The sequence below is a fragment of the Saccharothrix espanaensis DSM 44229 genome (assembly GCF_000328705.1).
Classification (GTDB): domain Bacteria; phylum Actinomycetota; class Actinomycetes; order Mycobacteriales; family Pseudonocardiaceae; genus Actinosynnema; species Actinosynnema espanaense.
In genome coordinates, this window is the sequence record NC_019673.1 from 5,055,397 (window position 1) to 5,079,109 (window position 23,713).

Here is a 23,713-nt window from a genome sequence, read left to right on the forward strand (position 1 = left end):
TCATGACGTACTTCCTTCCTGTAGGGGGTGGTGCTCCTCCGGCGGGACGCCGGGGGTCCGTGGGTCCGCGAGGAACCGCAGGGCGAGGTCCACCACGTGCGGTTCGGCGCGGAACAGCGACAGGTGGTCGCCGTGCGGCAGGACGGTCAGGGTCGCGCCGGCCAGCCGGTCGGCGACCACGCGCGACCCGTCGGGGTGCGCGGTGGCGTCGTCCTCGCTGGTGACGACGAGCGTGCGGTGGCCGATGCCCAGGTGCGGGCGGAGGTCGGCGGCCATGATGTGCCCGTTGAGCACGCAGTACCGGTGCAACAGGTCGGGCCGCGCGTACGGGTAGACGACGAGGTGCGCGAGCAGCGGCGGCGCGACGCCGAGCATGGTGTGCGCGAGGACGGCGTGCACGGACGCGGCCTGCTTCTCGCTGTCGGCGGCCATCGCCATGAGCGCTTGGAGGTTGCGCTGGTGGTCGGTCTTGGGGCTGTCGTCGCCGAGGTCGAAGTCGCCGTGCCACAGGCTCAGCGACGACACCCGGTCGGGGGCGCGGTCGGCGGCGACGACGGCCAGCACCGCGCCGCCGCACAGCCCGAGCAGGTGGGCCTCGGCGAGGCCGAGGTGGTCCATGACCGCGAACAGGTCGTCCACCTGGGTCGGCACGTCAGCCGGGCCCGCCGGGCCGTCGGTGAACAGCTCGCGGGTCTCGGACACCACGACGAAGTGCTCTTGGGCCAACGGCCGCAGCCAGCCCTCGACCAGCCGGGCGGGCATCCCGCACGCCGACACGACGACCACGGCCGGCCGGGTCGGGTCGCCCGCGGTGTAGGTGGGCAGGACCGCGCCGCCGGCCGCCGGGACGTCCACCCGCTTGGTCCAGCCGGTGAAGTCGGCGGCCCGCGCGGCGGCCACCGCGGTCCCGACGTCCTGGCCGGCGGCGGGCCGGTCGGCCAGCCCGAGGAACCCGCTGAGCACCCGTTCGAACGGGCCGAGCCCGCCGGCGTCGGCCACCGCCGTGAGCGGCGGCAGGTCCAGCCGGCGCACCAGGTCGGCCAGCAGGTCGGCGGTGCCCGGGTCGGCGCAGTGCACCCGCACCGGTTGCGGCAGCACGGACAGCAGCGGCTGCGCGGCCAGCAGCGCGGTGGTCAGCTGTCCGGCGGTGACGGGGTCGTTCACGCGGCACCCACTCCGATCCAGTCGTAACGGCGGTGATGGCCGCGCACACCCGTGCACGCCAGCAGCGTGCGCGGCAGCCGGACCCGGTCCAGCAGCACCTTGTGCCGGTGCGGGTCGATGTCCCGGTCGGCCACCGGGACCAGGCAGTCCGCGGTCTCGGCGAGCAGCTCCCGGTACTCGGCGAAGGTCAGCTCGCAGCGGGCGGCCAGGTGGTCGCCGATCCGCATCCGGCCGACGGCGGCGACCGACGAGGCGTCCACCACGCCGCTGTAGAACTCCGAGGCGCAGCCCGACCCGTAGGAGTAGAGGCCGACCCGGACCGGCTCGGTCGGGCGCAGGTGGTCGATCAGGCTGGCCAGTGCCAGGTACACCGAGCCGGAGCACAGGTTGCCGACCAGCCTCGGGTACTCCAGCGCGGGCGCGACCCGGCGCGCGAAGTCCGCCGCGATGTCCGCGATCCCGTTCTCCCGGGCCAGTTTGCGGTGCGCGGCGCGGACGATCCCGGCGAACGGCGTGTGCATCGCCAAGCCGGCGAACGTCGACCCGAACTCCGCGCCCGCCACCTTGGCCGAGTAGTCGGCGAAGCAGCTGGTCAGGCAGTCGAGGTAGGCGAACAGCGACTTGTCCGCGTCGGCGATGTCGAACGTGGGTGCCGGGCGGGCCGAGTCGAGGGTTTCGTAGCTGTGCACGCCGAACGCGCCCAGGTCGACGTCCAGCACGTGCGGCCGGTCGCCGAGCAGCACGGCCGCCGCCCCGGTGCCCATGGCCGGTTCGGTGTACTGCGAGTCCTCGCCCACCAGCGACACGTCGGTCGCGATCACCAGCGCCTTCGCCCCCGGCGACAGGCCGGCGGCCAGGTAGCCGCAGGCGAGCTGGAGGGCGGCGGTCGCGGCGTAGCAGGCCTGCTTGACCTCCAGCACCCGGCACCGCCTGCTCAGCCCCAGGTGCTCGTGCACGTAGGAGGCGACGGACTTGCTGTAGTCGAGCCCCGACTCGGTGGAGGTGACGACCAGTTCGATCCGGTCGCGGTCGGCCGGGTCGAGGGCGTCCACGACCGGCTTGGCGGCGTTGACCGCGTGCGTCACCGGGTCCTCGAACGGCAGCGCCACGGACTTGGCGCTCATCATCAGGTTGTCCAGCCGCCCGGGGTCCAGGCCCCGGCCCGCGAACAGCGCGGGCACCGGGATCGCCGCGACCCCGCAGTAGGCGTTGAGCGCCTCGATGCCGACGTTCACCGGCCGCCCACCTCGCACAGGAAGGCCACCAGGTGGTCGAGGTCGCGGATGTCGCCGAAGCTCGCCAGCGGCTCGGTGACGCGCAGCCTGGCGCAGACGCCCATGATGATCTCGACCCGTTCGACGGAGTCCGCGCCCAGGTCGCGCAGGTGTCGGTCACCGCCGATCCGGGCCGGGTCCAGCGCGGGCAGGATCTCCGCGATCACCTCGTGCAGCACCTGCCGCACACCCGCCTCGGCCGCTTCCGGCACGGTCCCCTCCGCTCTGCCCGTCATCACGCCACCACCCCGGTCTTGACCTGCTGCTCGGCCACCGCGATCGGCCGGCCGGTGTCCCGGTCGGCGAGCACCGCGCGGACCGTCTCGTCGGCGCCCGGCACGTCGCCGCCGGGCTCCCTGCTCAGCCGGACCCGCAGCACCGCGCCCGCGTCGGCGTTGCCCAGGTAGGCGATGCGCTGGTCGAGCACGACCCGGCCGAGGAACCCCGCGTCGCTGCCGCCCCGGTACCGCCACAGCCGCACCAGCGCCCAGTCCACGATGGAGAAGTAGGCGGCGAAGTACAGCAGCCCCACGCCGTTGAGGTCGCGGCTGACGTCGATCGGGTAGTCCACGACCAGCCGCGACCGCTCGTCCGCGGGCGGTTCGGCGGTCATGAGCGCCCGCAGTCGTGCGTGCGCGCGGCGCGGCGAGTGTTCGGGCGGCAGCGCCGACAGGTGCTCGTGCCGGAAGTCGACCGGCGAGGCGCTGCGCAGGTCCTCGTTGCCGCCGGACGCACCGCGCACCACCCAGCGGTTGAAGTTCTGCGCGTACAGGCAATCCGGCTCGTCGAACGCGAAGAACGCGGCCGGGTCGACGTGCTCGGGCGCGCCCGTGCCGCGTCGGATCCGGTGCAGGGTCAACACCGACTCGCTGCCGAACCCGAACACCCGCGAGTCGACGCGCAGCAGGTCGCCGAACGTCAGGCCGCGCACGTGCAACGACTCGCTGCCCCGAACGTGGAAGTAGTGGAACGCCAGGTAGGTCGGCGCGCCTCGGCCGTCACGCGCGGTGTAGGCGTTGGTGCCGCACACTGTGCTGACGGTGTCCCACGTCCAGTCGCCGATCTGGCCGACGAACAGCGAGCCGGACCCGCACATGCCGGGCCGGATCACGGTCGTGCGCGTGGTCGCGTCCGGGCCGGTCGCGACCAGTTCCGGGGTGAGCTGCGCGGTCATGCCCGCACCTCCGAGACGGAGTGCTCGGCGACGAACGCCGCCAGCACCCGGTTGCACCGCGACGGGCTCGTCACGTAGGGGAAGTGCCCCGCGTCGGAGATCTCGGCGTACCGCGCGCCGGGGATCGCGCCGTGCAGCAGGTGCGCGGTCTTGAGCGGGATCACCGTGTCGTGCCTGCCCTGCATGACCAGCGTCGGCACGGACACCTCGTCGAGCCGGGACAGCAGGTCGGGCCGCGCGGCGAACACGTCGAGGTAGCGCAGGCCGATCTGCGGGCTCATGCTCTCGCAGCGCAGCAGCAGCTCCTCCACCGCCGCCCGCTCCCGCTTGAGCCGGCTCGACCCGCCGCCCTCGATGGTCCGGTCCAGGTCCTCGGCCGCGACGACCGCCAGCCGGTTGATCTCGCCGACCCGGTTGCCGATCTTGTAGGAGCTGCCCAGCAGCGACAGCGTCGCCGTCCCGGCCGGGAAGTCCAGCGCGTAGGTCAACGCGACCAGGCCGCCGAAGGACGCGCCGACCACGTGCACCGGGCCGTCGATCCCCAGCTCCCGCAACGCTTCCCGCTCCAGGGCGGCCAATCCCGACAGGGTGATGTCCGGGGCGGCGGCGGTCGCGCCGACCCCGGGGTGGTGGACGCTGACGACGAGGTTCGTCCGGGACAGCCCGGCGAACTGGTGGGCGAACACGCCCGCCCCGATGTTGAACGGGTGCATCAGCAGCACCGGCTCGCCCGCGCCGGCCGTGAACACCTCGACCTCCGTGCCCGCCACCGACACCACCGACCGCCGGACGGCCGGGCAGTGCTCGCGCAGCACGGCTTCGTTGTCGTCACCGGGTTTGCGCTCGTCGCGCAGCGCGTGCCGGACGTCCTCGGGCACCCGCGCGACGGGCTGGTAGACCGCGCGGGCCGCGTCGCCGGGCGTGCGCAGACCGCCCGTGACCAGCTCCGGCACCGAGTCGGTGCGCAGGCGGGCGATCCGGTCGACGACCGGGGCCACGTCCCCCGGCCCGAACCCGACCGGCACGGCCAGCCGGACCGCTCCCGCGCCGGCGGCCAGGTGCGGCGCGCCCCGCACGCCCGCGCCCTGGTAGAGCCAGGCCAGCGACGACATCACCGCGTGCTCCTGCGCGGCGAACGCCGGCATCGCGGCCACGTCGACCAGCACGCAGTGCCCGCCGACCGGCTCCACCAGTGGGATCCCGGCCTCGCGCAGGCCGGCTCCCAGCGCCTCGACGGCCGCCATCCGGCGGCGGACCGCCGTGCCGACCCAGTCCCGGTCGGCCACCGCGGCGGCGATCTGGTTGCGGGCCGTGAGGTCGACGTCCCAGCCGCGCCGCCGGACGTCCTCGTGCAGCCGGGCCGCCAGTTCGGGGTCGTTGGTGGCGATCAGGCCGCCCGCCGCGACGCCGAAGTCCTTGGAGAGGCTGAAGGTCGCGGTGTCGGCGAGCGAGAGCAGGTCGCGGACCGCCGACCACGGGTCGTCCGGCGCGAGGAACACGCCGTTCTCCACGATCCGGGTGGCGTCCAGGACGAGCGGCACCCCGCGCTCCCGGGTGATCCGCCGGACCTCGCGCAGCTCGGCCAGGCCGATCGGCTGCCCGCCACCGGCGTTGGTGGAGGTCTCCACGACGACGAACGAGGTCCGGTCGTCGATCGCGGCGGCGATGGCATCGGGGTCGAGCCGCCGGCCGTCACCCACCGCCTTCGGTTCGAAACCCACGTCGGTGAGCGAGAGCAGCCAGGTCGGGAACGCCTGCGCGTGCGGCACGTTCCCGCGCGGGCCGGGGAACCCCCGGCACAGCATGGCTTCCGCCGACCGGCCGGACCGGGTGGGCAGGACGTCGGTGAACGGCAGCCAGTCGTGCGAGGTCAGTTCGGGCGTCGGCAACTTGGCGAGCTGCCGGGCGCGCTCGGCCACGAAGTCCTCGGCGCGCTCGGCCCACGAGTCGGTCACCAGGTCGACCGGCACCAGCCCGGTCGGCACGGTGAGCGCGTTGTGCCCGTGCGCCGCCAACACCGCCGCCCTTCCCGCCTCGGTCGCGACATCCCCACCGGTCGCGACCGGAGCCGTGCGAACCGGCGCGGGCGGGCTCGGCCGGGCCGGGGCCGTGGCGGCGGGTGCGGCTGCGGTCGATCCGTTCGACGCGTGCGCCGGGCGGCTCCGCGTGGTGGCCGTGAGCTCGACGGGGGTGGTGTCCGTGGCACGCTCGGGCTTCGTGGCGGTCAGCTCCGGGTTCGCGATCATCAGGATCACGTCGGTGACCGAGGTCCGGTCGCCGGTCGCCGGGCTGCACAGGTAGATCGGGGTGTTGGTGGTCCGGAACTTGTTCTTGAACTGGAAGTTGCCGGAGCCGAACACGCCCACCGAGTGCAGTTCCTCGATCGCCTCGGACACCTCCGGGTCGGCGTTGGGCGATTCGCTGATCGCCACGCCGAAGCTCGCGCCGAAGCTGAACGACGTGCAGCCCTCCGCCGCCGTCGTCGCGATGATCTCCACGATCGCGTGCTCCAGCCCGCCCGCCGGCATCGAGTCCGGGTAGAACTCCAGGTCCAGCAGGTAGCCCTGCTCGGACGGGATGCGGGTGACGATGATCGCGTTCACCAGTTCGCCGTCCACCGAGGTCAGGAACATCCGGTGCCGGGGGTCGAGCCGGCCGGTGCGGATCTCCTCGCGCACCACGCCGACGTACGGGTTGACCATCTGCTTGTGGTCGCCCCACGAGTCCATCAGCGCGACGATCCGGCCGTCCGTCGCCGGGTCGTCGCCCACCCGGTACTCCTCGGTGCGCACCGCCCCGGCCCGCTCGAACCGGCCGAGCAGGTAGCGCAAGCGGCTCATCCGCCCGCCCGACGTGGTGAACGTCGACAGGTCGTCCAACCGCTGCACCGCGCCGAACGGCGTCGCGGTCACCGGCTCCCCCGCGACCTCGGTCAGGTGCGCCAACGACAGGAAGTTCGGCCGCAGCCCGGTGCGCCGCGCCCACGCCATCCAGTCCGCGACCAGGTCGTGGAAGTGGTCCATGGCACCGACGAAGCTCCACGCGAACAGGTCGTCGCCGCGCACCGAGAAGTTCACGTACCCCTCGCGGGCCGTGTCGAGGAACGCGTACGGCGCGATGTCACGGCCGGCGAGGCCGCCTTCCTTGGCGTACCGGCGATCCAGGTCGGACACCAGGTCGCGCAACCTGCCCAGGCCGGGCAGGTTCCGCTTGAGGTAGATGACGGGTTCGCCGTCGACCACGGCCGGCGACTCGATGCTGCGGTCACCGCGTTGCGACGGCTGCCCGGCCCGTGCCGCCCGGCCCGCGAGGAACTCGGTCAGCTCGGCCATCGTGGGCCGGTCGAACAGCAGGGTCTTGGGCAGCGCGCCGTACCGGTTCTCCAGCGCACCGACCGCGCGCAGCATGTCGAACGACGTCAACCCGTTGTCCGCGAACGACAAACCCCGGTCGAGCGGCCGTTCCAACGCCTCCTCCACGATCTCCGCCACACTCGGCCCCGGCACGACCTCAGGTGCCGCCACAACCTCGGGCACCGAAGCGGGCTCGGGCGCAGCGGGAAGCGGCGGGGGCTGGGAAGCGGCACCTTCGATGAGTGCTGCCAAGGCGTCCACGGTGTCGTGCTCGTAGAGCTGGGCAGCCGTCAGCTCGACGTCGAACGCGGCCATCAGCGACCGGGCCAGCTCCATCCGGAAGATCGAGTCCAGCCCGAGGTCGGAGAACGCGGTGTCGGCGGCGATCTCGTCCACGGCGGTGCCCAGCACGGCGGCCACGCTCTCCCGGATCACCCGCGCCACCTGTCCGTCCACAAAGGGTTTTTCAGGCTCGGCCGCAACGACCGGGACGACCACCGGTGCCGGGCCCTCCGGCTCGAAGTCCACCAGGTTGGGCAGCACCACGGCCGGCGCGGAGCCGTTCGCGACGGGTGGGCTGAGGGCGGGCGCGGAACCGTTGGGGCGCAGGGCGGCCGGGTCCCGCAGGACGAGTTTGCGCTCCGGGCGCACGATCTGGTCGAACCAGAACGGGGTCGCGGCGAACGGCGGCACGGGGGCCGAGATCAGCCGTGGCCGGGCCTCCCAGCGCGCCGACCAGTCCACATCGGCCCCGCCCAGCCAGGTCGACGTCTCGTCGTCCAGCCGGGGTTCGGCGCTGCCGGTCAGCACCGCGACCGCCTCCGCCCGGTCCGCGACGACCGCCGCGAACCGGTGGCCGAGCGCCTCACGGCCGGTCGCCAGGGTGTGGCAGAGCCGGCCCAGGTCGCGGTCGTGCGCCAGGAACCGGGCGACCCGGCTCCGGTACTCGGCGAGCGCCTCGGCGGAGTCCGCCGACAGCACCAGCGGCCACGGCCCGACGGCGGACGGCGAAGCGGGTTCGGTCACCGACTCCACCACCACGTGCGCGTTGGTGCCGCCGAAGCCGAACGAGCTGACGCCCGCCACCCGGTCGCCGGTCCACGGCGTGCGTTGCGCGACGACCCGGAACGGCGTGCCGTCCAGCCGCACGTACGGGTTGGGCTTGTCCTGGTGCAGCGTCGGCGGCAGTTCGCCGTGCCGCAGCGCCAGCAGCACCTTGAGCAGGCCCGCGATACCGGCCGCGGCTTCGAGGTGGCCGATGTTGGTCTTCACCGCGCCCAGGCCGATCCGGGCGTCGACCCCGGCGAACGCCTTCTTCAGGCCCTCGACCTCGATCGGGTCGCCGAGCCGGGTGCCGGTGCCGTGCGCCTCCACGTAGGACACCCGGGCCGGGTCGACGCCGGCGGTCTCGTAGGCCCGCGCGATCACCCTGGCCTGCGCCTCCGGGTTGGGCGCGGTCAGCGACGGCCCGCGGCCGGCGTGGTTGACCGCGCTGCCCCGGATGACCGCGATCACCTGGTCGCCGTCGGCGAGCGCGGCGCGCAACGGCTTGAGCACCACGACACCGCAGCCCTCGCCACGCCCGTAGCCGGCGGCGGCGTCGTCGAACGTGCGGCACCGGCCGTCCTCGCTGAGCATCCCGGACGACTGGAAGGCGACGAACAGCCCCGGGCTGAGCAGCACGTTGACCCCACCGGCGAGCGCGACATCGCACTCCCCCGACCGCAGCGCCCGCACGGCGTGGTGCACCGCGACCAGCGAGCTGGAGCACGCGGTGTCGATCGCCTCGCTGGGGCCGCGCAGGTCGAGCAGGTAGGAGACCCGGTTGGCCAGGATGCAGTCCGCCAGGCCGCTGGCGGTGTGCGCTTCGACCGGCACGCCGTGCGCGTGCAGCAGGTCGTCGTAGTCGCACGCCGAGACACCGACGAACAGCCCGGTCTCGGTGCCCGCGAGGCGTTCCGGGTGGTAGCCCGCGTCGGCGACGGCCTGCCACGCGGTGTGCAGGAACAGCCGCTGCTGCGGGTCCATCAATGCGGCCTCGCGCGGCGAGATCCCGAAGCGCCGGGCGTCGAACGACCGCACGTCGTCCAGGAAGCCCGCCGAGACACTCGCCACGGCCGGGTCGCGGCGCAGGTCGACCCGGTCCTCGGGCACCGGCCGCACCAGGTCGTCACCGGCGACGAGGTGCTGCCAGAACGCGTCGAGGTCGGGCGATCCGGGCAGCACCCCCGCCATGCCGATCACGGCGATCACGTCGTCCTCCGGCCCGGCCGCGCTCACCGGCGCTTCCGGTCCGACGGCAGTCACGTCCGGTCCGGCGGCCGTCACATCCGGTTCGACGGCGGTCACCGGGAGGTCGTCGGGTACAGAAGCGTCGAACCCGTCGAGGCCACGCAGGTACTCGGCGAAGTCGGCCAGGGTCGGGCACTCGTAGAGCACGGTCGGCAGCAGGTCCAGCCCGAACCGCTCGTTGACCTCGTTGATCAGGCCGGTCAGCGAGATCGAGTCGAAGCCCAGGTCGAGCAGCGCGATGTCGGGCTCGATCTCCTCGGGCTCCACCAGCAGGAACCCGGCCGCGAGAGCGCGCAGCCCGGCGTCGAGGTCGACCGGCGCGGGTCGCGCGGCGACCACCGCCGGACGCTCGCCGACGGGTTCGGCCGCCGGGCGGACCACGGCGACGACCGGGTCCGGTCCGGACACCAGCCGGTCGAAGGCGCGCAGCGCGTCGGCGGTGCCGAGCGGTTCGCTGCCCCAGCGGCGGGCGAACAGCCGGCGGGTCTGGTCGTCCACGGCCATCCCGCCGTCCGCCCACAGCGGCCAGCACACCGAGACCAGGCCGGGCGTCGCGGCGGCGAACTCGTCCAGGTAGGCGTTGGCGTAGGCGTAGTCGACCTGGCCGAGGTTGCCGGTGCGCGCCGCGACCGACGAGAACAGGGCGAAGAACTCCAGCGGCTCGTCGCCGAGCGCGGCGACCAGGTTCCGCACGCCCCGCACCTTCGGCGCGAGCACGGCGTCGACCTGGTCGGCGGACTTCGACAGGGCCCGTGCGTCGTCGTGCACCCCGGCGGCGTGCACGACGCCGTCGATCCGCCCGTAGCGGGCCTTCACCTCGGCCACGAGCCGTCGAACGTCCTGTGCCACGGCCACGTCCGCCACGGACCGACCAGCGACCACCACGGCCTTCGGGGCACGGGTGGCGCGCAGGTGCTCGGCGACGTGCCCGCCGATCGCGCCGGTGCCGCCGACGACCAGGTACACACCGCCGGAACGCGGCTGCGGCCGTGCCGCCGGGCGGAACCCGACCATCCGGCGCACCTGCCGCACCCCGTCGACGTACCGGACCTCGTCCACCCGGGCTTCGGGCGCGCCGGTCACGTGCCGCAGTTCGTCCGGGTGCGGCTCACCGCCGTGCACCACGAGCCCGGAGAAACCGCTGTGCTCCAACGCGAGCGTGCGCAGCGCGGCGGCCACCGCCGCGTACGCGGGCCGCGCGTCGGGGCACACGACGACAATGCGCAGCAGCCCGGCCGGGTCCTGCGACAGGGCCGCCGACGCCGCTCGCAGCACTGCATGCAGCGACTGCCCGATCTCGTCCACGAGCCCTTCGGCATCGACGGAGGGCCGCAGCACGATCACGGCCGGCGAGTCAGAACCGTTGGCCGACAACGCTTCCGGCACCCACTCCGGACGCAGGTAGGTGCACGGGTCGTCGTCCGCGACCGCCACGACCCGCAGGCCGTCCACGGCGAGCAACACCCGTCCGCCCTCGTCGGCGATGCGCAGGTCGAACCGGCGTTCCCCGGTGGGCGCGGCGGTTTCGACCGCGTGCACCAGGGTGCGCGTGGGCAGCGGACCGGCGCAGGTGAGAGCGGCGAACCCGACCGGGAGCTGGGTCCGGGCCGGCCCGGGGAGGGCTGCCAGCGCTTGGAAAGCGCCGTCCAGCACCAGGATCCGGTGATCGGCCTCGATGCGGACGAGCACCTCGCCGTCGCCGACGCGCACTTCCCGCAGCACGCGCATCCGCTCGCCGTGGTCGAGTCCTCCGGCGCGCAGCCCCGCGTAGAGGTCGGCCGGTTCGACTTCGGTCGCGCAGCGGGCCCGCAGTCCCGTCAGGTCCAGGACTTCGGTCAACGGGCGCGCGGCGGTGTGCCGGCCGGCGGCGACGGTGATCGGGCCCGACGTGACGGTGAACGTGCCGTCCGCGAGGTCGGCCCTCGGCTCCGGCCGGGAGTCGACGTGCAGCGGCTCGGGCCACCGCACGTCGTGCAGGGTGAACGACGTGCCCAGTTCGGCGCACACCGGTTCCAGCGCGGCCGCGCCCGGCAGGACCCGCCGGCCGGCGACCCGGTGCGCGGTCAGCCACGGCCGGTCGTCGGGCTCGGGCAGCCACAGCCGTTGCCGGGTGAACGGGTAGGGCGGCAACGGGACCCGGTCCGGGCGGACCGGCCACGTGCGTCGCCAGTCCACCGCCACGCCGTGGGTCCACAGCTCCGCCAGGCGGTCGATGTCGTTCGCCGTCACCAGGTCGGCCACGGCGTCGGCGGTGACCAGGTCACGGCCCGGGAAGTCGTCGCCGGCCGTGCCACGCCGCACGTCCCCGGCACGCAGCCGGGCGGGCAGTTCGGCCGGGTCGGACACGACCACGGCGAGCCGGTGCGCCAGTTCGGCGCGGCCGACCTGGGTCGTCCACGCCAGGGACGCCAGGCCCGGGGCGTGCCGCTCGACGTGGTCGGCGACGGCCGACGCCAGGGCGTCCAGCTCGGCCGGGGTGCGCGCGGACAGCAGGACGGCGTGCCGGCCGGTGTCGTCCACGCCGGGCCGTTCCGGGGTCTCGTGGCCGGACAGGACCAGGTGCGCGTTCGCCCCGCCCGCGCCGAACGAGCTGACCCCGGCCCGCCGTGGCGCGGGCCACGGGGTCGCCGCGGTCGGCAGCGAGAACCCGGCGGGCAGGTCGATGCGCGGGTTGACGGTGTCCAGCGCGGCGCAGGGCGCGATGGTGCCGTGTTCGAGCTGGAGCACCACCTTGGTCAGGCCCGCGATGCCCGCCGCGCCTTCCAGGTGGCCGATGTTGGCCTTGACCGAGCCGACCGCGCAGCGTCCGTCGTCGCCCAGCGCCTTGGCCAGCCCGGTGATCTCGATCGGGTCGCCCAGCGCGGTGCCCGTGCCGTGCGCCTCGACGTAGCCGACGCTGCCGGGTTCCGCCCCGGCCGCGGCCAGCGCCCGCACGACGAGTTCGGCCTGCGCGGCCGGGTTGGGCACGGTGTAGCCGGCGGTCTTGCCGCCCGCGTTGACCGCGCCGCCCTCGATGACGGCCCGGATCCGGTCGCCGTCGCGCAGCGCGGCGGCCAACGGCTTGAGCAGCACCGCGCCGACGCCCTCGCCCGGCACGAACCCGTCCGCGCGCTCGTCGAACACCTTGCACGCGCCGTCGCGCGCCAGCATCGTCATGGACGACAGGGCGATCAGGTGCGCCGGGTGCAGCACGAGGTTCACGCCGCCCGCGATCGCCATCTCGCACTCGCCGCGCCGGATGCTCTCGCACGCCAGGTGCACGGCGGTGAGCGACGACGAGCAGGCCGAGTCGACCGCGAAGCTCGGCCCGGTGAGGTCGAGCGCGTAGGAGACCCGGTTGGCGATCGACCAGTACGCGGAGTGCCCGTCGGTGAAGCGCCCGCGCGGCCAGCCGGTGGCGGCGGCGATGCGGCCGTACGAGCCGTACATCGTGCCGACGAACACGCCGGTGTCGCGGACCTTCTCGGCACCGAGGTAACCGGTGCCCTCCAGCAGCAGCCAGGAGGTCTCCAGGAACAGGCGTTCCTGCGGGTCCATCGCGGCGGCGTCCTTGGGCAGGATGCCGAAGAACGCCGGGTCGAACCGGTCGACGTCGGCCAGGAACCCGCCCCAGCGCCCGTAGGTGTGCTGCGGCTTGCCCTTCTGCGGGTCGAAGTGCTCCCGCCAGTCCCAGCGGTCGGCGGGCACCTCGGTGATGGAGGCGACCCCGGCGACCAGGTTGCCCCAGAACTCGTCCAGGTCCCGCGCACCGGGGTAGCGCCCGGCCAACCCGACGACCGCGATCCGCTCCCCGTCATCACGCTTCCCGTCATCGCGCGCGACGGCCTCGCGCGCGACGGTCTCGTGCGTCACGACACGCGTCACGGCCGGAACCGGTGTGGCCGGGGGCGCGGCGACGGTGGCCGGAGCGGGGGTGAGGACGGCGGCGAGGGCCGCCGCGTGCTCGGTGGCCAGGTGGGCGGCCAGGTGTCCGATGGTCAGGTGCTCGAACAGCAGGGTGGCGGGCAGGTCGCCCAGGTCCGCCTCGAACCGGCGGACGATCCGCTGGCTGACCAGCGAGTCGACCCCGAAGTTCTCGAACGTCAGGGTGTCGTCCAGGTCGGCCGGCCGGAACTTGAGCACCTCGGCGAACACCCGGCGCACGTAGTCGCGGACCGCCGCGCCCGACGGCGGCGCACCCGCCGTCGCGACCAGGACGCACTGCTCCTGCTCGTCGTCGGCGCAGCCGGGCATCCCCAGCACCCGCATCGACAGCCCGGCCTCGCCGAGCGCGGACCGCCAGCCCGCCGGCGACAGCAGCGGCGAGTGCGGCAGCCGGCGGTGCGCGTCGGCGAACCGCCACCAGCCGGGCAGCAGCCCGAACGTCGCGGTGAGGAAGTCCGACGTGCGGGTGACCTCGTTGACCAGCAGCACGCCGCCGGGCCGCAGGAGGGCGCGGGCGTGCCGCAGGACCTGGACCACGTCCCGTGTCGCGTGCAGGACGTTCGTGGCCAGCACGACGTCGTACGTGCCGGGCGTGAAGCCCTGCGCGACGGGGTCTGCCTCGACGTCGAAGACCCGGAACGCGGCGTTGGGGAACCGCGCACCGAACTCCTCCTCGCCGGAACGCAGGAACGCCGTCGACACGTCGGTGTAGTCGTAGTGCGCGCCACCGGCGGCGGGCAGGGCGAACGCCGTGCCCGCTCCCGTGCCCGCGCCGATCTCCAGCACGCGCGGCGCGTCCGTGCGCCCGACGGCCCGCGCGAGTTCGTCGGCCATCAGCCGGTGGTAGAAGTCGGCCGCGCGCTGCCCCTGGTACACCGCGCCGACGAGGTCGGTCGACCCTCCCGGGAACAGCACCTCGGTCGGCGGCGTGCGCCCGTCCAGCACGCCGGGCAGGCCCTCCGTGCAGCGGTTGAGCAGTTCGACGTGCGGGGTGAGGTCGGGGTGCAGCGCGAGGACGTCCGCCGCGCTCAGACCTGCGACCGGAGCCGTCGCGGCGGCGGCCACCGCGCGGTGCAGCGGTGTGTCGCCCGCCGGGACGTCGGCGGCGCGCAGCAGGTCGCGGGCCAGGCCGTCGAGCGCGGCGAACGCGGCCCGTGACCGCGCCAAGTCGTCCTCGGGTTGCGGCTCGGTCTGCGGCGACCGCACGCCCAGCAGGGCCAAGCCGTCCGGGGTGCCCTTGAGCACCGCCACCTGCGGGTGGTCGCCCGCGAGCACGTGCTCCAGCGCGGTTACGCCCTCGGCCGGCTCGATCGACTCGATGCCGAGCGCGGCGAACCGGGCGATGTAGTCGGCCCGCGCGACGATCCCGACCGTGCCCCAGAAACCCCAGTTGACGAGCTTCACCGGCACGCCGGCGTGGTGCAGGGCCAGCGCGTAGGAGTCCTCGAACGCCGTCGCGGCGGCGTAGTTGCCCTGGCCGGGCGCGGGCACGAACGCCATCGCCGACGAGAAGACGGCCAGGAAGTCCAGCGGCTCGTCCCGCAACGCCGCCGCGAACGCCGCCAGGCCGGCGGTCTTGGGCCGCAGCACGGCGAGCAGGTCGTCCTCGGTCATCGTCGCGAGCGACCGGTCCCGCAGGGTGATCGCGGAGTGGAACGCGCCGTTCACCGGGCCGAACACCCGGCGCACCTCCTCGACCGCGCCCCGCACGGCCCGCGCGTCGCCCGCGTCGGCCGTGAAGTAGCGGACGTTGTCGCCGAACTCGGCGGCCAGCGCGCCGATCCGGGTGTCCTCGACGGACCGGCCCAGCCACGCCACCCGGGCGTTCCGGGTCTGGACCAGGTGCCGCGTGACCTCGACACCGATCCCGCCCGCGCCGCCCAGCAGCACGTACACGCCGCCCTCGCGCAACGGCGAGCCGATGGGTTCGGGGGCCGGTTCGAGCACGCGGACCAGCCGGCGGTCGCCGCGCAACGCCACGAGCCGGTCCTCGCCGTGCTCGCGGCGGACGGCGTCCGCGTAACCGGCCGGATCCCCCTCGCCGACGTCCACGCAGGTGACCGACCACTCCGGGTACTCGGCCGCGATCGCGTTCGCCAGACCGACCAGGCCGGCCGCGTGCGGGTGCACGGGCTCCCCGTCGACCGCCTGGGTGCCGGCCACGACGAACGTCAACGCCAGCGGACCACGCCCCGCGCCGGTCTCGACCAGGTGCCGCACCAGCCGGAACGCGTGCAGCACCGACCGGTCGTCCTCGGCCGGCGAGGTCGGGTCGTCGGGTCGGGCCAGCACGAACACCGAGTCGAAACGGCCTTCGGGCAGTTCGCCGAGCGGCACCGACAGGTCGGGGCGCAGCGCCCCGGCGAGCGCGGCGTCGGCGGCCGTGTGCACGACCGCGACCCGGCCGGTCGGGCGCACGGGCGGCGTCGCGGCCGGACGCCACGCGGGGACGTGCAGCAGCCCGGTGCGTTCGGCGGCGGGGCGCAGGGCGACCCCGTCGAGCCGGGCCCGGACCACGCCCGCCAGGTCGGTCAGCACCACGTCGAACCGGTGCGCGGAGCGGCGGGTGACGTGCACCCGCGCGGCGGCCGGCAGGTCGCGGTCGACGTGCGCGGAGTCGATCGCGAACGGCAGCAGCGGGCGGGGTTCCTCGGTCAGCAGGGCGGCGATGGCCTGCATCGCGCCATCGAGCACCTGCACGTCGTCGCCGGCGCGGGCGTGCAGGGTGGCCAGTGCTTCGCCGTCCCCGACCGCGACGCCGGACAGCACCCGGAACGTCGGCCCGTACCGCAGGCCGACCCGGTCGAACGCCGCGTACAGCGCGTCGCCCGGCACGTGGCGCGGGCAGCGGGCCTCGACGGCGGCGAGGTCGAGCGGCGGTTCGGCGGCCGGTGCCGGACGGGGGTCGGCAACGGCGTGCACCTGGTCGCCCGAGGTCAGCTCGACCCGGCCGGCGGTGGCCAGGCCGAGCACCACCGGGCCGGTCACCCGGACCGGCTTGAGCCACGTCACGGCCGCCACGCTCGGCGCGGCCCCGGTCGCGAGCCGCAGGAACAGCGCGCCGGGCAGCGTCGGCACGCCGTCCACGACGTGGTCGGCGACCACCGGGTCACCCGGGTCGACCCGCACGTCCCCGACCCAGAACCGGTCCCGGGCGAACGGGTACGCGGGCAGCGGGACCCGGCGGCCCCGGCTGACCGGCTCCCAGTCCACGTCCTCGCCGGCGGCCCAGCGACGGGCCAGGTCGTGATTCGCCGAGGTGTCTCTTGAGATGTCTCTTGGGGTGCCGTGCTCCAACTGCCGCACCAGGTCGGCGATGTCGTCGGCGACGAACGCGACCCGTGCGGTGAGGTGGGCGCGCCCCAGCGCGAGGGTGGTGGCGACGTCGTGCAACGCCACGCCCGAGGTCTTCAGGTGCGCGGCCAGCCGGTCGAGCCGGGCGCGCAGCGCTTCCGCCGTCCGCGCGGACACCGGCACCACCGCCGGACCCCGGACGTCACAGTCCGGGCGGGTGGGCGCTTCGCCGACCACGACGTGGCAGTTCGTGCCGCTGAACCCGAACGAGCTCACGCCCGCCGCCAAGTGCTCGCCCGACCACGGGGTGAGCTCGCGGACCACCGGCAGGCCGGGGATCGGGTCGCGCACGCCGGGGGTCGGCGGGAGCTGCCGGTGCCGCAGGGACAGCAGGACCTTCAGCACGCCCGCGATGCCCGCGCTCATCGTCGTGTGGCCGATGTTCGCCTTCACCGAGCCCAGCGCGCAGTCCGGCGCGACGACCTGGCGCAGCGCCTTGACCTCGATCGGGTCGCCGAGGTGGGTGCCGGTGCCGTGCGCTTCGACGTAGGACACCGCCGCGCCGGCCCGCGCGTGGACCTCGCGCAGCAGAGCGGCCTGGGAGGTCGCGCTCGGCGCGGTGATGCCGTTGGTGCGCCCGTCCCCGTTGACCCCGCTCGCGAGGATCACCCCGTGCACGTGGTCGCCGTCGGCCAGCGCCCGGTCCAACCGCTTGAGCAGCACCGCGCCGACACCTTCGCCGAGCACGATGCCGTCGGCCGACTCGTCGAACGGCAGGCACCGGCCCGCCGGCGACAGCATCCCGGTCTGGCTGGTCCACACCTGCATCCGCGGCGTGCACATGACCGCCACCCCGCCCGCCAGCGCGGTGTCGCAGTCGCCGGACCGGATGCTCTCGCAGGCCAGGTGCACGGCGGTCAGCGACGACGAGCACGCGGTGTCGATCGCCATCGTCGGGCCGGTCAGGTCGAGCAGGTAGGCGATCCGGGCGGGCAGGATGGAGCTGGCCGTGCCCAGGAACGCCTCACTGGTCGTGCCGACCCCGGCGGCGTCGAGCAGGCGGGAGTAGTCGCCGGCGGCGCAGCCGACGAACACGCCGCACCGCAGGGGCCGCCCGGCGTGGCCGGCGTCCTCCAACGCGGCCCAGGCCTGTTCCAGGAACAGCCGCTGCTGCGGGTCCATCGCCTCGGCTTCCAGCGGCGAGACCCGGAACAGCCCGGCGTCGAACGCGTCCACGTCGTCGAGCAGCGCGGCCCACCGGCTGCGGGTGGTGTCGGTGCGGGACGGGTCGGGGTCGTAGAGCGAGGACAGGTCCCACCGCGAGCGCGGCACCTCGCGGATGGAGGACACCCCGGCGACGAGGTTGCGCCAGAACGCGTCGAGGTCGGGCGCGTCCGGGAACCGCCCCGCCATCCCGATCACCGCGATCGGCACGGCCTCACCACTACCGGACGCCACCGCGTCCGGCACCGCCACGGCCGGCACCGCCACGGCCAGCGTGGGCACGGCCGGCTTGGGCACGGCCGGCGTGCGAGCGGATGCGCGTGGCGGCGAGTCTTCGCGGGGTGTGAGGCTGATGAGGAGGTCCGGCGGCCCGGAACGTTCGGCGGGCAGCGTGGCGTGGACCGCCGGCACGGTCAGCGTCAACGCCGAGGGTGCCGGTCGGCGCGGCGGATCGGCGGACACCGGAGGCTCGACGCGCGGCTGCGGCGCGACGGGGAGCGGGGCGGTCGCCTGGGCGCGCAGCGCGGCCTTTTCCCCCGCCGCCGTCAGGACCGCGCCGACAAGGTCGGGCAGCGTCGGGTGGTCGTAGACCGCGACCGAGTCGAGTTCGGTCCCGAACCGCCGGTTCAGGTCGCGGACCAGTTCCACCGCGCCGATCGAGTCCAGCCCCAGGTCGGAGAAGCTGCGCGACGCCCCGATCTCGTCCGGTTCCAGGTACAGCAGGGCTCCCAGGATCTCCCGGATCGCCGAGCCCACCCCAGATTCGTCCACCCCAGATTCGTCCACCCCAGAACCGTCCACACCGGAACCATCCACTTCCGGAGTCTCCACAGCGGGTTCGTGGTCGCCGGTGGCGCGGAAGCCGTCCACCTTCGCGAAGTGCTCGCGCACCATCGCCGCCGAGTCCTCGCCCAGCACCTGCCGGTGCATCCGGACCTCGCTGGCGATGATCTCCGGCAGGTCGCGCAGCACCCGGCCCGCCAACTCGTCCTTCAACACCCGGATCACCGCGGCCGGCCGGTCCGCCATCGACCTGGCCAGGTCCAGCGCCGTCGGCAGCACCTCGGCGCGCGGCAGCACGGTCACGTTCACGCCGCGCCGCAGCAGTTCGCCGCCGGTCAGCGAACGCCCGGTCAGCAACATCTCCTTGGCCAGCGCGGCACCGAAACGCTGCTCCAGCACGTAAGTCGCGCCCATGCCGGGCGTGAACCCGTACTTCGCGAAGTTCGCGCTGTAAACGGACTCCTCGCTCAGCACGACGACGTCGCCGTAGCACGCGAACGCCAGCCCGCCGCCGGACGCGTGCCCGGACGCGGCCACGACGACCGGCCGCGTGCACTTCAGCATCCCGTCGTAGATGAACGACGCGTCGGTGAACGTCCCAGCGCCCTCGGCGAGCGTCCGCAGCGCTTCCGGTGTGCCGCCCATGCTGAACACCGTGCCGCTGCCCGTCACCACGACGGCGCGCACGTCGTCGCGTTGCTCGATCTCGCCGAACACCGCCTTGAGACCGTCCAACAAGCCGGGGGTGAACATCGGCGACCGCATCACCACCAACGCGATCCCGTGCTCCAGCACCCGGAACTCCAGTTCCGGCCCATCGTCCGCAGTCGGCTCCACCGCAACCTCGGCATCCGGCAACTCAACAACCGGCAACTCGACAACCGGTACCCCGACCACGGGAACCTCAGGGACAGGAGCAACTAGGCGCGGGGACTTGCTCGCGGCCCACGCTCCGATCCAACAACGCTCCTCCACCAACGGATAGCCCGGCAGCGGGACCCGCCGGCGCGGTTCGCCCCGATGGCACTCGGCCCACGGCACGGCACCTCCGCCGACCCAGTGCCGGGCCACGTCGAGCAGCCGACCGGCGCGGAACAGCGCGACCGGGTCACCGGCCGCGGTCGAGCCGTCCAGCACGACGTCCGGACTTTCCTCACCCCGCCCGAACTTCTCCAGCGCGACCCTCAACGCGGCCGAGCCGGACGCCACGACAGCCAACCGCACCGGCATCGCCGTACGGCCGACCTGGGTCGTGTAGGCGATGTCCGCGATCGGCCCGTCGACCGGCAGCGCCGACACCGGCACGTCGCCGGTGATGCCCGCCAACGCGCCCGCGCCGACCAGCTCCACCACGTCCGACACGTCCAGCCCCAGATCACCGAGCGACGCCGAACCGTCCACTTCGGACGCCCCGACGCCCAGCAGTGCGGCCACCGCTTCGACCGCCGAGCCGGACGGCAGCCCGCCGGCCAGAACGGTCGCGTACGCCCGGAGTTCTTCGGCGTTGCGCGCGGACAGGACGACGAGCGCCGGCCCCGCAGTGGTCGGCGGCGGCTCGGGCACGAACTCCTCCACCAGGACGTGCGCGTTCGTCCCGCCCGCCCCGAACGCGCTCACCCCGGCCCGCAGAACCGGACCCTGCCACGGTTCCAGCGCCCGCTGTACCCGAAATGGCGTGGCCGCGAAGTCGATGTGCGGGTTGGTCTCTTCGGCGTGCAGGGACGGCGCAAGTGCCCGGTGCCGCAACTGGAGCAGCACCTTGGTCAACCCGGCGACGCCGGCCGCGCCCTCCAAGTGCCCCACGGACGACTTGACCGACCCGATCGCGCACGACCCGGCGGGCAGCGGCGTGCCCGCGAACGCCTGCCGCAGGCCCTCCACCTCGATCGGGTCGCCGAGTGACGTTCCGGTGCCGTGCGCCTCGACGTACCCCACGCTCGACGGGTCCCAGCCCGCCGTGTCCAGCGCACGCCGGATCAGCGCGGCCTGCGACCCCGGACTGGGCACGGTCGCGCCGGCCGTGCGCCCGGTGTGGTTGAGCGCGGTCGCCCGGATCACGCCGTGCACGTGGTCGCCGTCGGCCAGCGCCCGGTCCAACCGCTTGAGCAGCACCGCGCCGACACCTTCGCCGGGGACGTACCCGGTGCCGTCCCGGCCGAACGCGCGGCACCGGCCGTCGACCGACAGCCACTGGCCTTGCGCGAGCTGGAGGTACTTCTGGGGGTGCACGGTCACGTTCACGCCGCCCGCGAGCGCCATCGTGCACTCCCCGCGCCGGATGCTCTCCACGGCAAGGTGCACGGCGGTCAGCGACGACGAGCACGCGGTGTCGACCGCCAGGCTCGGCCCGGTCAGGTCGAACGTGTGGGACACCCGGTTCGCGATCGAGCAGTGCATGGCGTGCGGCGCGACGCCGTCCTCCGCGCCCTGCACGAGCTGGTAGTGGTTCCACATGACGCCCGCGTAGACGCCGACGACCTCGCCGGCCAGCGACTCCGGCGGGTGGCCGGCGTTCTCCAGCGTGCGCAGGCACGTGGTGAGGAACAGGCGCTCCTGCGGGTCCATCCGCTCGGCGTCGCGGCGCGAGATCCCGAAGAACTCGGGCGCGAACAGGTCCACGCCGTCGAGGAACCCGCCCCACTTGCCGTAGGTGCGACCGGGAACGCCCTTGGCGGGGTCGAACAGCGCGTCGTGGTCCCACCGGTCGGCCGGCACCTCGGTGACGCAGTCCCGCCCGGCGGCGAGGTTGCGCCAGAACTCGTCCACGTCCCGCGCCCCGGGGTACCGACCCGCCACCCCGATGACGGCAATAGCGTCCTCATCCCCGGTAACAGCAACGTTTTCACGCACGGCGACCTGCGCGGCGACCAGCACGGGCTCGGCGACCGGCACGGGCGTCGGCTCGACGGGGGTGGGAGCCGGGCCGGTGGCGGCGGGCAGCAGGGTGCGGATCCGGTCGGGTTCGCCGTGCAGCACGACCAGCGAGCGGTGCGGGGCGGCCAGCACGCCGTGCAGGACGGCGAGCCCTTCCCGCGCGGGCAAGGGGATTCGGCCGGTCGTCTCCCTCGACCGCCGCACCACGTCGTCGGTGACGGCCATGCCGCCGTCGGCCCACAGCGGCCAGCCGATGACGACCGTCCGGCCGGCGCGTTCGACGTGCTCGGTGCACGCGTTGGCGTAGGCGTAGGCGGCCTGCCCGAGGTTGGCGATCGACGCCGAGGCGGACGAGAACACCGCGAGGAAGTCCAGCCCGTCCTGCGCGGTGGCCGCGTCGAGGTGGCGCAGCCCGTCGACCTTCGGCGCGGCCACGGCCGCCAGGTCCGCCGGGGTGCCCCGGAAGAACAACCCGTCACGGCGGATGCCGGCGCAGTGGAACACACCGTCGATGCGGCCGAACCGGGCGCGCACGGCGTCCACCGCCCGCCGCACCTGGTCGGCGTCGGTCACGTCGGCGGTCACCACGTGGACCTGGCCGCCGGCGCGTTCGAGGGCTTCGACCAGGCCAGGGTCGGGCGCGGTGCGCGACAGCAGGCCGATCCTGGCCCGGTGGCGGCGGGTGAGGTCTTCGGCGAGCAGCCGCGCCAGGCCGCCGGAACCGCCGGTGATCAGGTAGACGCCTTCGTCGCGCAGCGGACGTGCCGCGTGGTCGAGCGTGACCTCACGCCAGCGTCGCACGTGCCGCGTTCCCGCGCGGTAGCGCACTTCGGGCTCGACGTCGCAGGCGAGTTCCGCGCGCGCCGCCCGTGCGATGTCTTCGGGCCGGTCCACGTGCACGAACCGGCAGCGCAACCCCGGAACCTCGGCCGACACCGTGCGGGCCAGCGCGCCGGTGCCGGCCCGTTCGGGCGTCAACGGGGCGGCGGTCACCACGAGCAGGTCCCGCGGGCCGGCGTCGACCAGGGCGGACGCGGCCGACCACAGTGCGGCGGCCGGGTCGTCGGACACCACCACGACCGCGCCGGGAATCTCCGGCAGGTCGCGCAGTCCGGCCGCCGTCGCGACCGCCGAGCCCAGTCCGGGCACCGGTGCGTCCGCGACCACCGCGACGTCGCCGTGGTGCGCACCCTCGCCCGCGACCGGAACCCATTCGTCCACAAAGGACAGAGTGCTGCCGTCGGAGGGCTTGATCACGTGGTTGGCGGACAGGTGGGCGGCGAGCGCGTCGATCGTGCTGTGCTCGAACAGCAGCGTCGGGTAGAGCTGCTCGCCGACCAGGTCCTCCAGCCGGCCGGTGAGCCCCAACAGCGCCACGGAGTCCAGCCCGAGGTCGTAGAAGCCGGTCCCGGTGGCGACCTGGTCGACGGGGCGGCCGAGCACGTCCGCGACGAGCGCGCGCAGCTGCCCGGCGAGGTCGCCCGCCGGGCGGGCCACCTCGTCCAGCAGCCGGTGCACCAACCCCGGCTCCCGGATCCGCTTGCAGGTCAGGCCGGTGAACGACGCGAGGAACCGGCCGTCCACGTCGTGCACGGTGTAGTCGGTGGTGACGACGTCGCCGGACGGGGCCAGCCGCTCCGGCGCGGCCACGTGCACCAGGCAGGTCTCGGGCAGCGGCTCGGGCGCGCGCAGCTCGCGGACGAACATCGGCACGAACGGGTCGTCGGTGGGCATGGCGAGCTGCCCGAACCCGGCCAGCGTGGTCGCGTCCAGCGAGGCCGGGTGCAGGTGGAACTCGTGCGCCGGGTCGCTCACCTCGCGGGTCAGCTCGGCCAGCAGCCGGCCGCCGCCCAGGTGCAGCGCCCCCCGGCACTTCATCGGCGCGCCGTGCTCGATGCCCTCCCGCACGGCCCGCCGGTAGAGCGTCGCGACGTCGTCGCGCCCGGTGGCGGTGGCCCGCACGGCGGCCGGGTCCAGCGGCGCGGGCAGCGGCTCGTCGGTCAGGCAGACCAGGCCGTGCGCGTTGTCGTGCCAGCCTGACACCGGCTCGCCGGCGCGCAACCAGCGGCTGCGCACGGTGAACGGCCGGCCGGCCGCGCCCTCGTCGCCGACGGTCAGCAAGATCTCGCGGTCGTAGCCCTCGGTCGTGACGATCGCCTCGGCCAGCACGGTGTCGCGCACGCACAGCCGGCTGCGGTCCCAGCCGGCCGCCACCGCGGCCCGGTAGACCAGGTCGAAGAACACCACCCCGGGCATGACGGACACGCCGTGCAGCCGGTGGTTCTCCATGACGAAATCGCCGTGGGTCAACACCATGCGGCATTCGAAGCCTGCCATCGCGTCCTCCTTCCGGTCTG

General features: G+C 74.3%; 5 protein-coding genes. All 5 read right to left on the reverse strand.

Annotated features, from left to right (window positions below; translation table 11 throughout):
• The 5 genes from BN6_RS22330 to BN6_RS22350 are packed head-to-tail and all read right to left on the reverse strand — an operon-like array spanning window position 1 to window position 23,693.
• Window positions 1-1,164 (reverse strand): alpha/beta fold hydrolase, encoded by a 1,164-nt coding sequence (locus tag BN6_RS22330; protein WP_148302963.1) that lies wholly within the window; start codon window positions 1,162-1,164, stop codon window positions 1-3.
• A complete protein-coding gene (locus BN6_RS22335) occupies window positions 1,161-2,399 on the reverse strand; it encodes a hydroxymethylglutaryl-CoA synthase family protein (protein ID WP_015102005.1) in 1,239 nt (412 codons plus the stop codon). Before BN6_RS22335 ends, BN6_RS22330 begins: the two co-directional genes overlap by 4 nt.
• Window positions 2,396-2,674, reverse strand: coding sequence for an acyl carrier protein (locus BN6_RS22340; protein WP_015102006.1), 279 nt, complete (start codon window positions 2,672-2,674; stop codon window positions 2,396-2,398). Before BN6_RS22340 ends, BN6_RS22335 begins: the two co-directional genes overlap by 4 nt.
• Window positions 2,674-3,612 carry an LnmK family bifunctional acyltransferase/decarboxylase gene (locus tag BN6_RS22345; protein ID WP_015102007.1) on the reverse strand — a complete coding sequence of 313 codons (939 nt, stop codon included), beginning with the start codon at window positions 3,610-3,612 and terminating at the stop codon, window positions 2,674-2,676. Before BN6_RS22345 ends, BN6_RS22340 begins: the two co-directional genes overlap by 1 nt.
• Entirely contained in the window at window positions 3,609-23,693 is a 20,085-nt protein-coding gene (locus tag BN6_RS22350) for an SDR family NAD(P)-dependent oxidoreductase (protein ID WP_148302964.1), read from the reverse strand. Before BN6_RS22350 ends, BN6_RS22345 begins: the two co-directional genes overlap by 4 nt.
• Window positions 23,694-23,713 lie beyond the last annotated feature (20 nt).

Bases quoted from the DNA above. Each gene is read 5' to 3' on its own strand.
- BN6_RS22345 (WP_015102007.1), bottom strand. From the start codon at position 3,612: ATGACCGCGCAGCTCACCCCGGAACTGGTCGCGACCGGCCCGGACGCG.
- BN6_RS22340 (WP_015102006.1), bottom strand. From the start codon at position 2,674: ATGACGGGCAGAGCGGAGGGGACCGTGCCGGAAGCGGCCGAGGCGGGT.
- BN6_RS22350 (WP_148302964.1), bottom strand. From the start codon at position 23,693: ATGGCAGGCTTCGAATGCCGCATGGTGTTGACCCACGGCGATTTCGTC.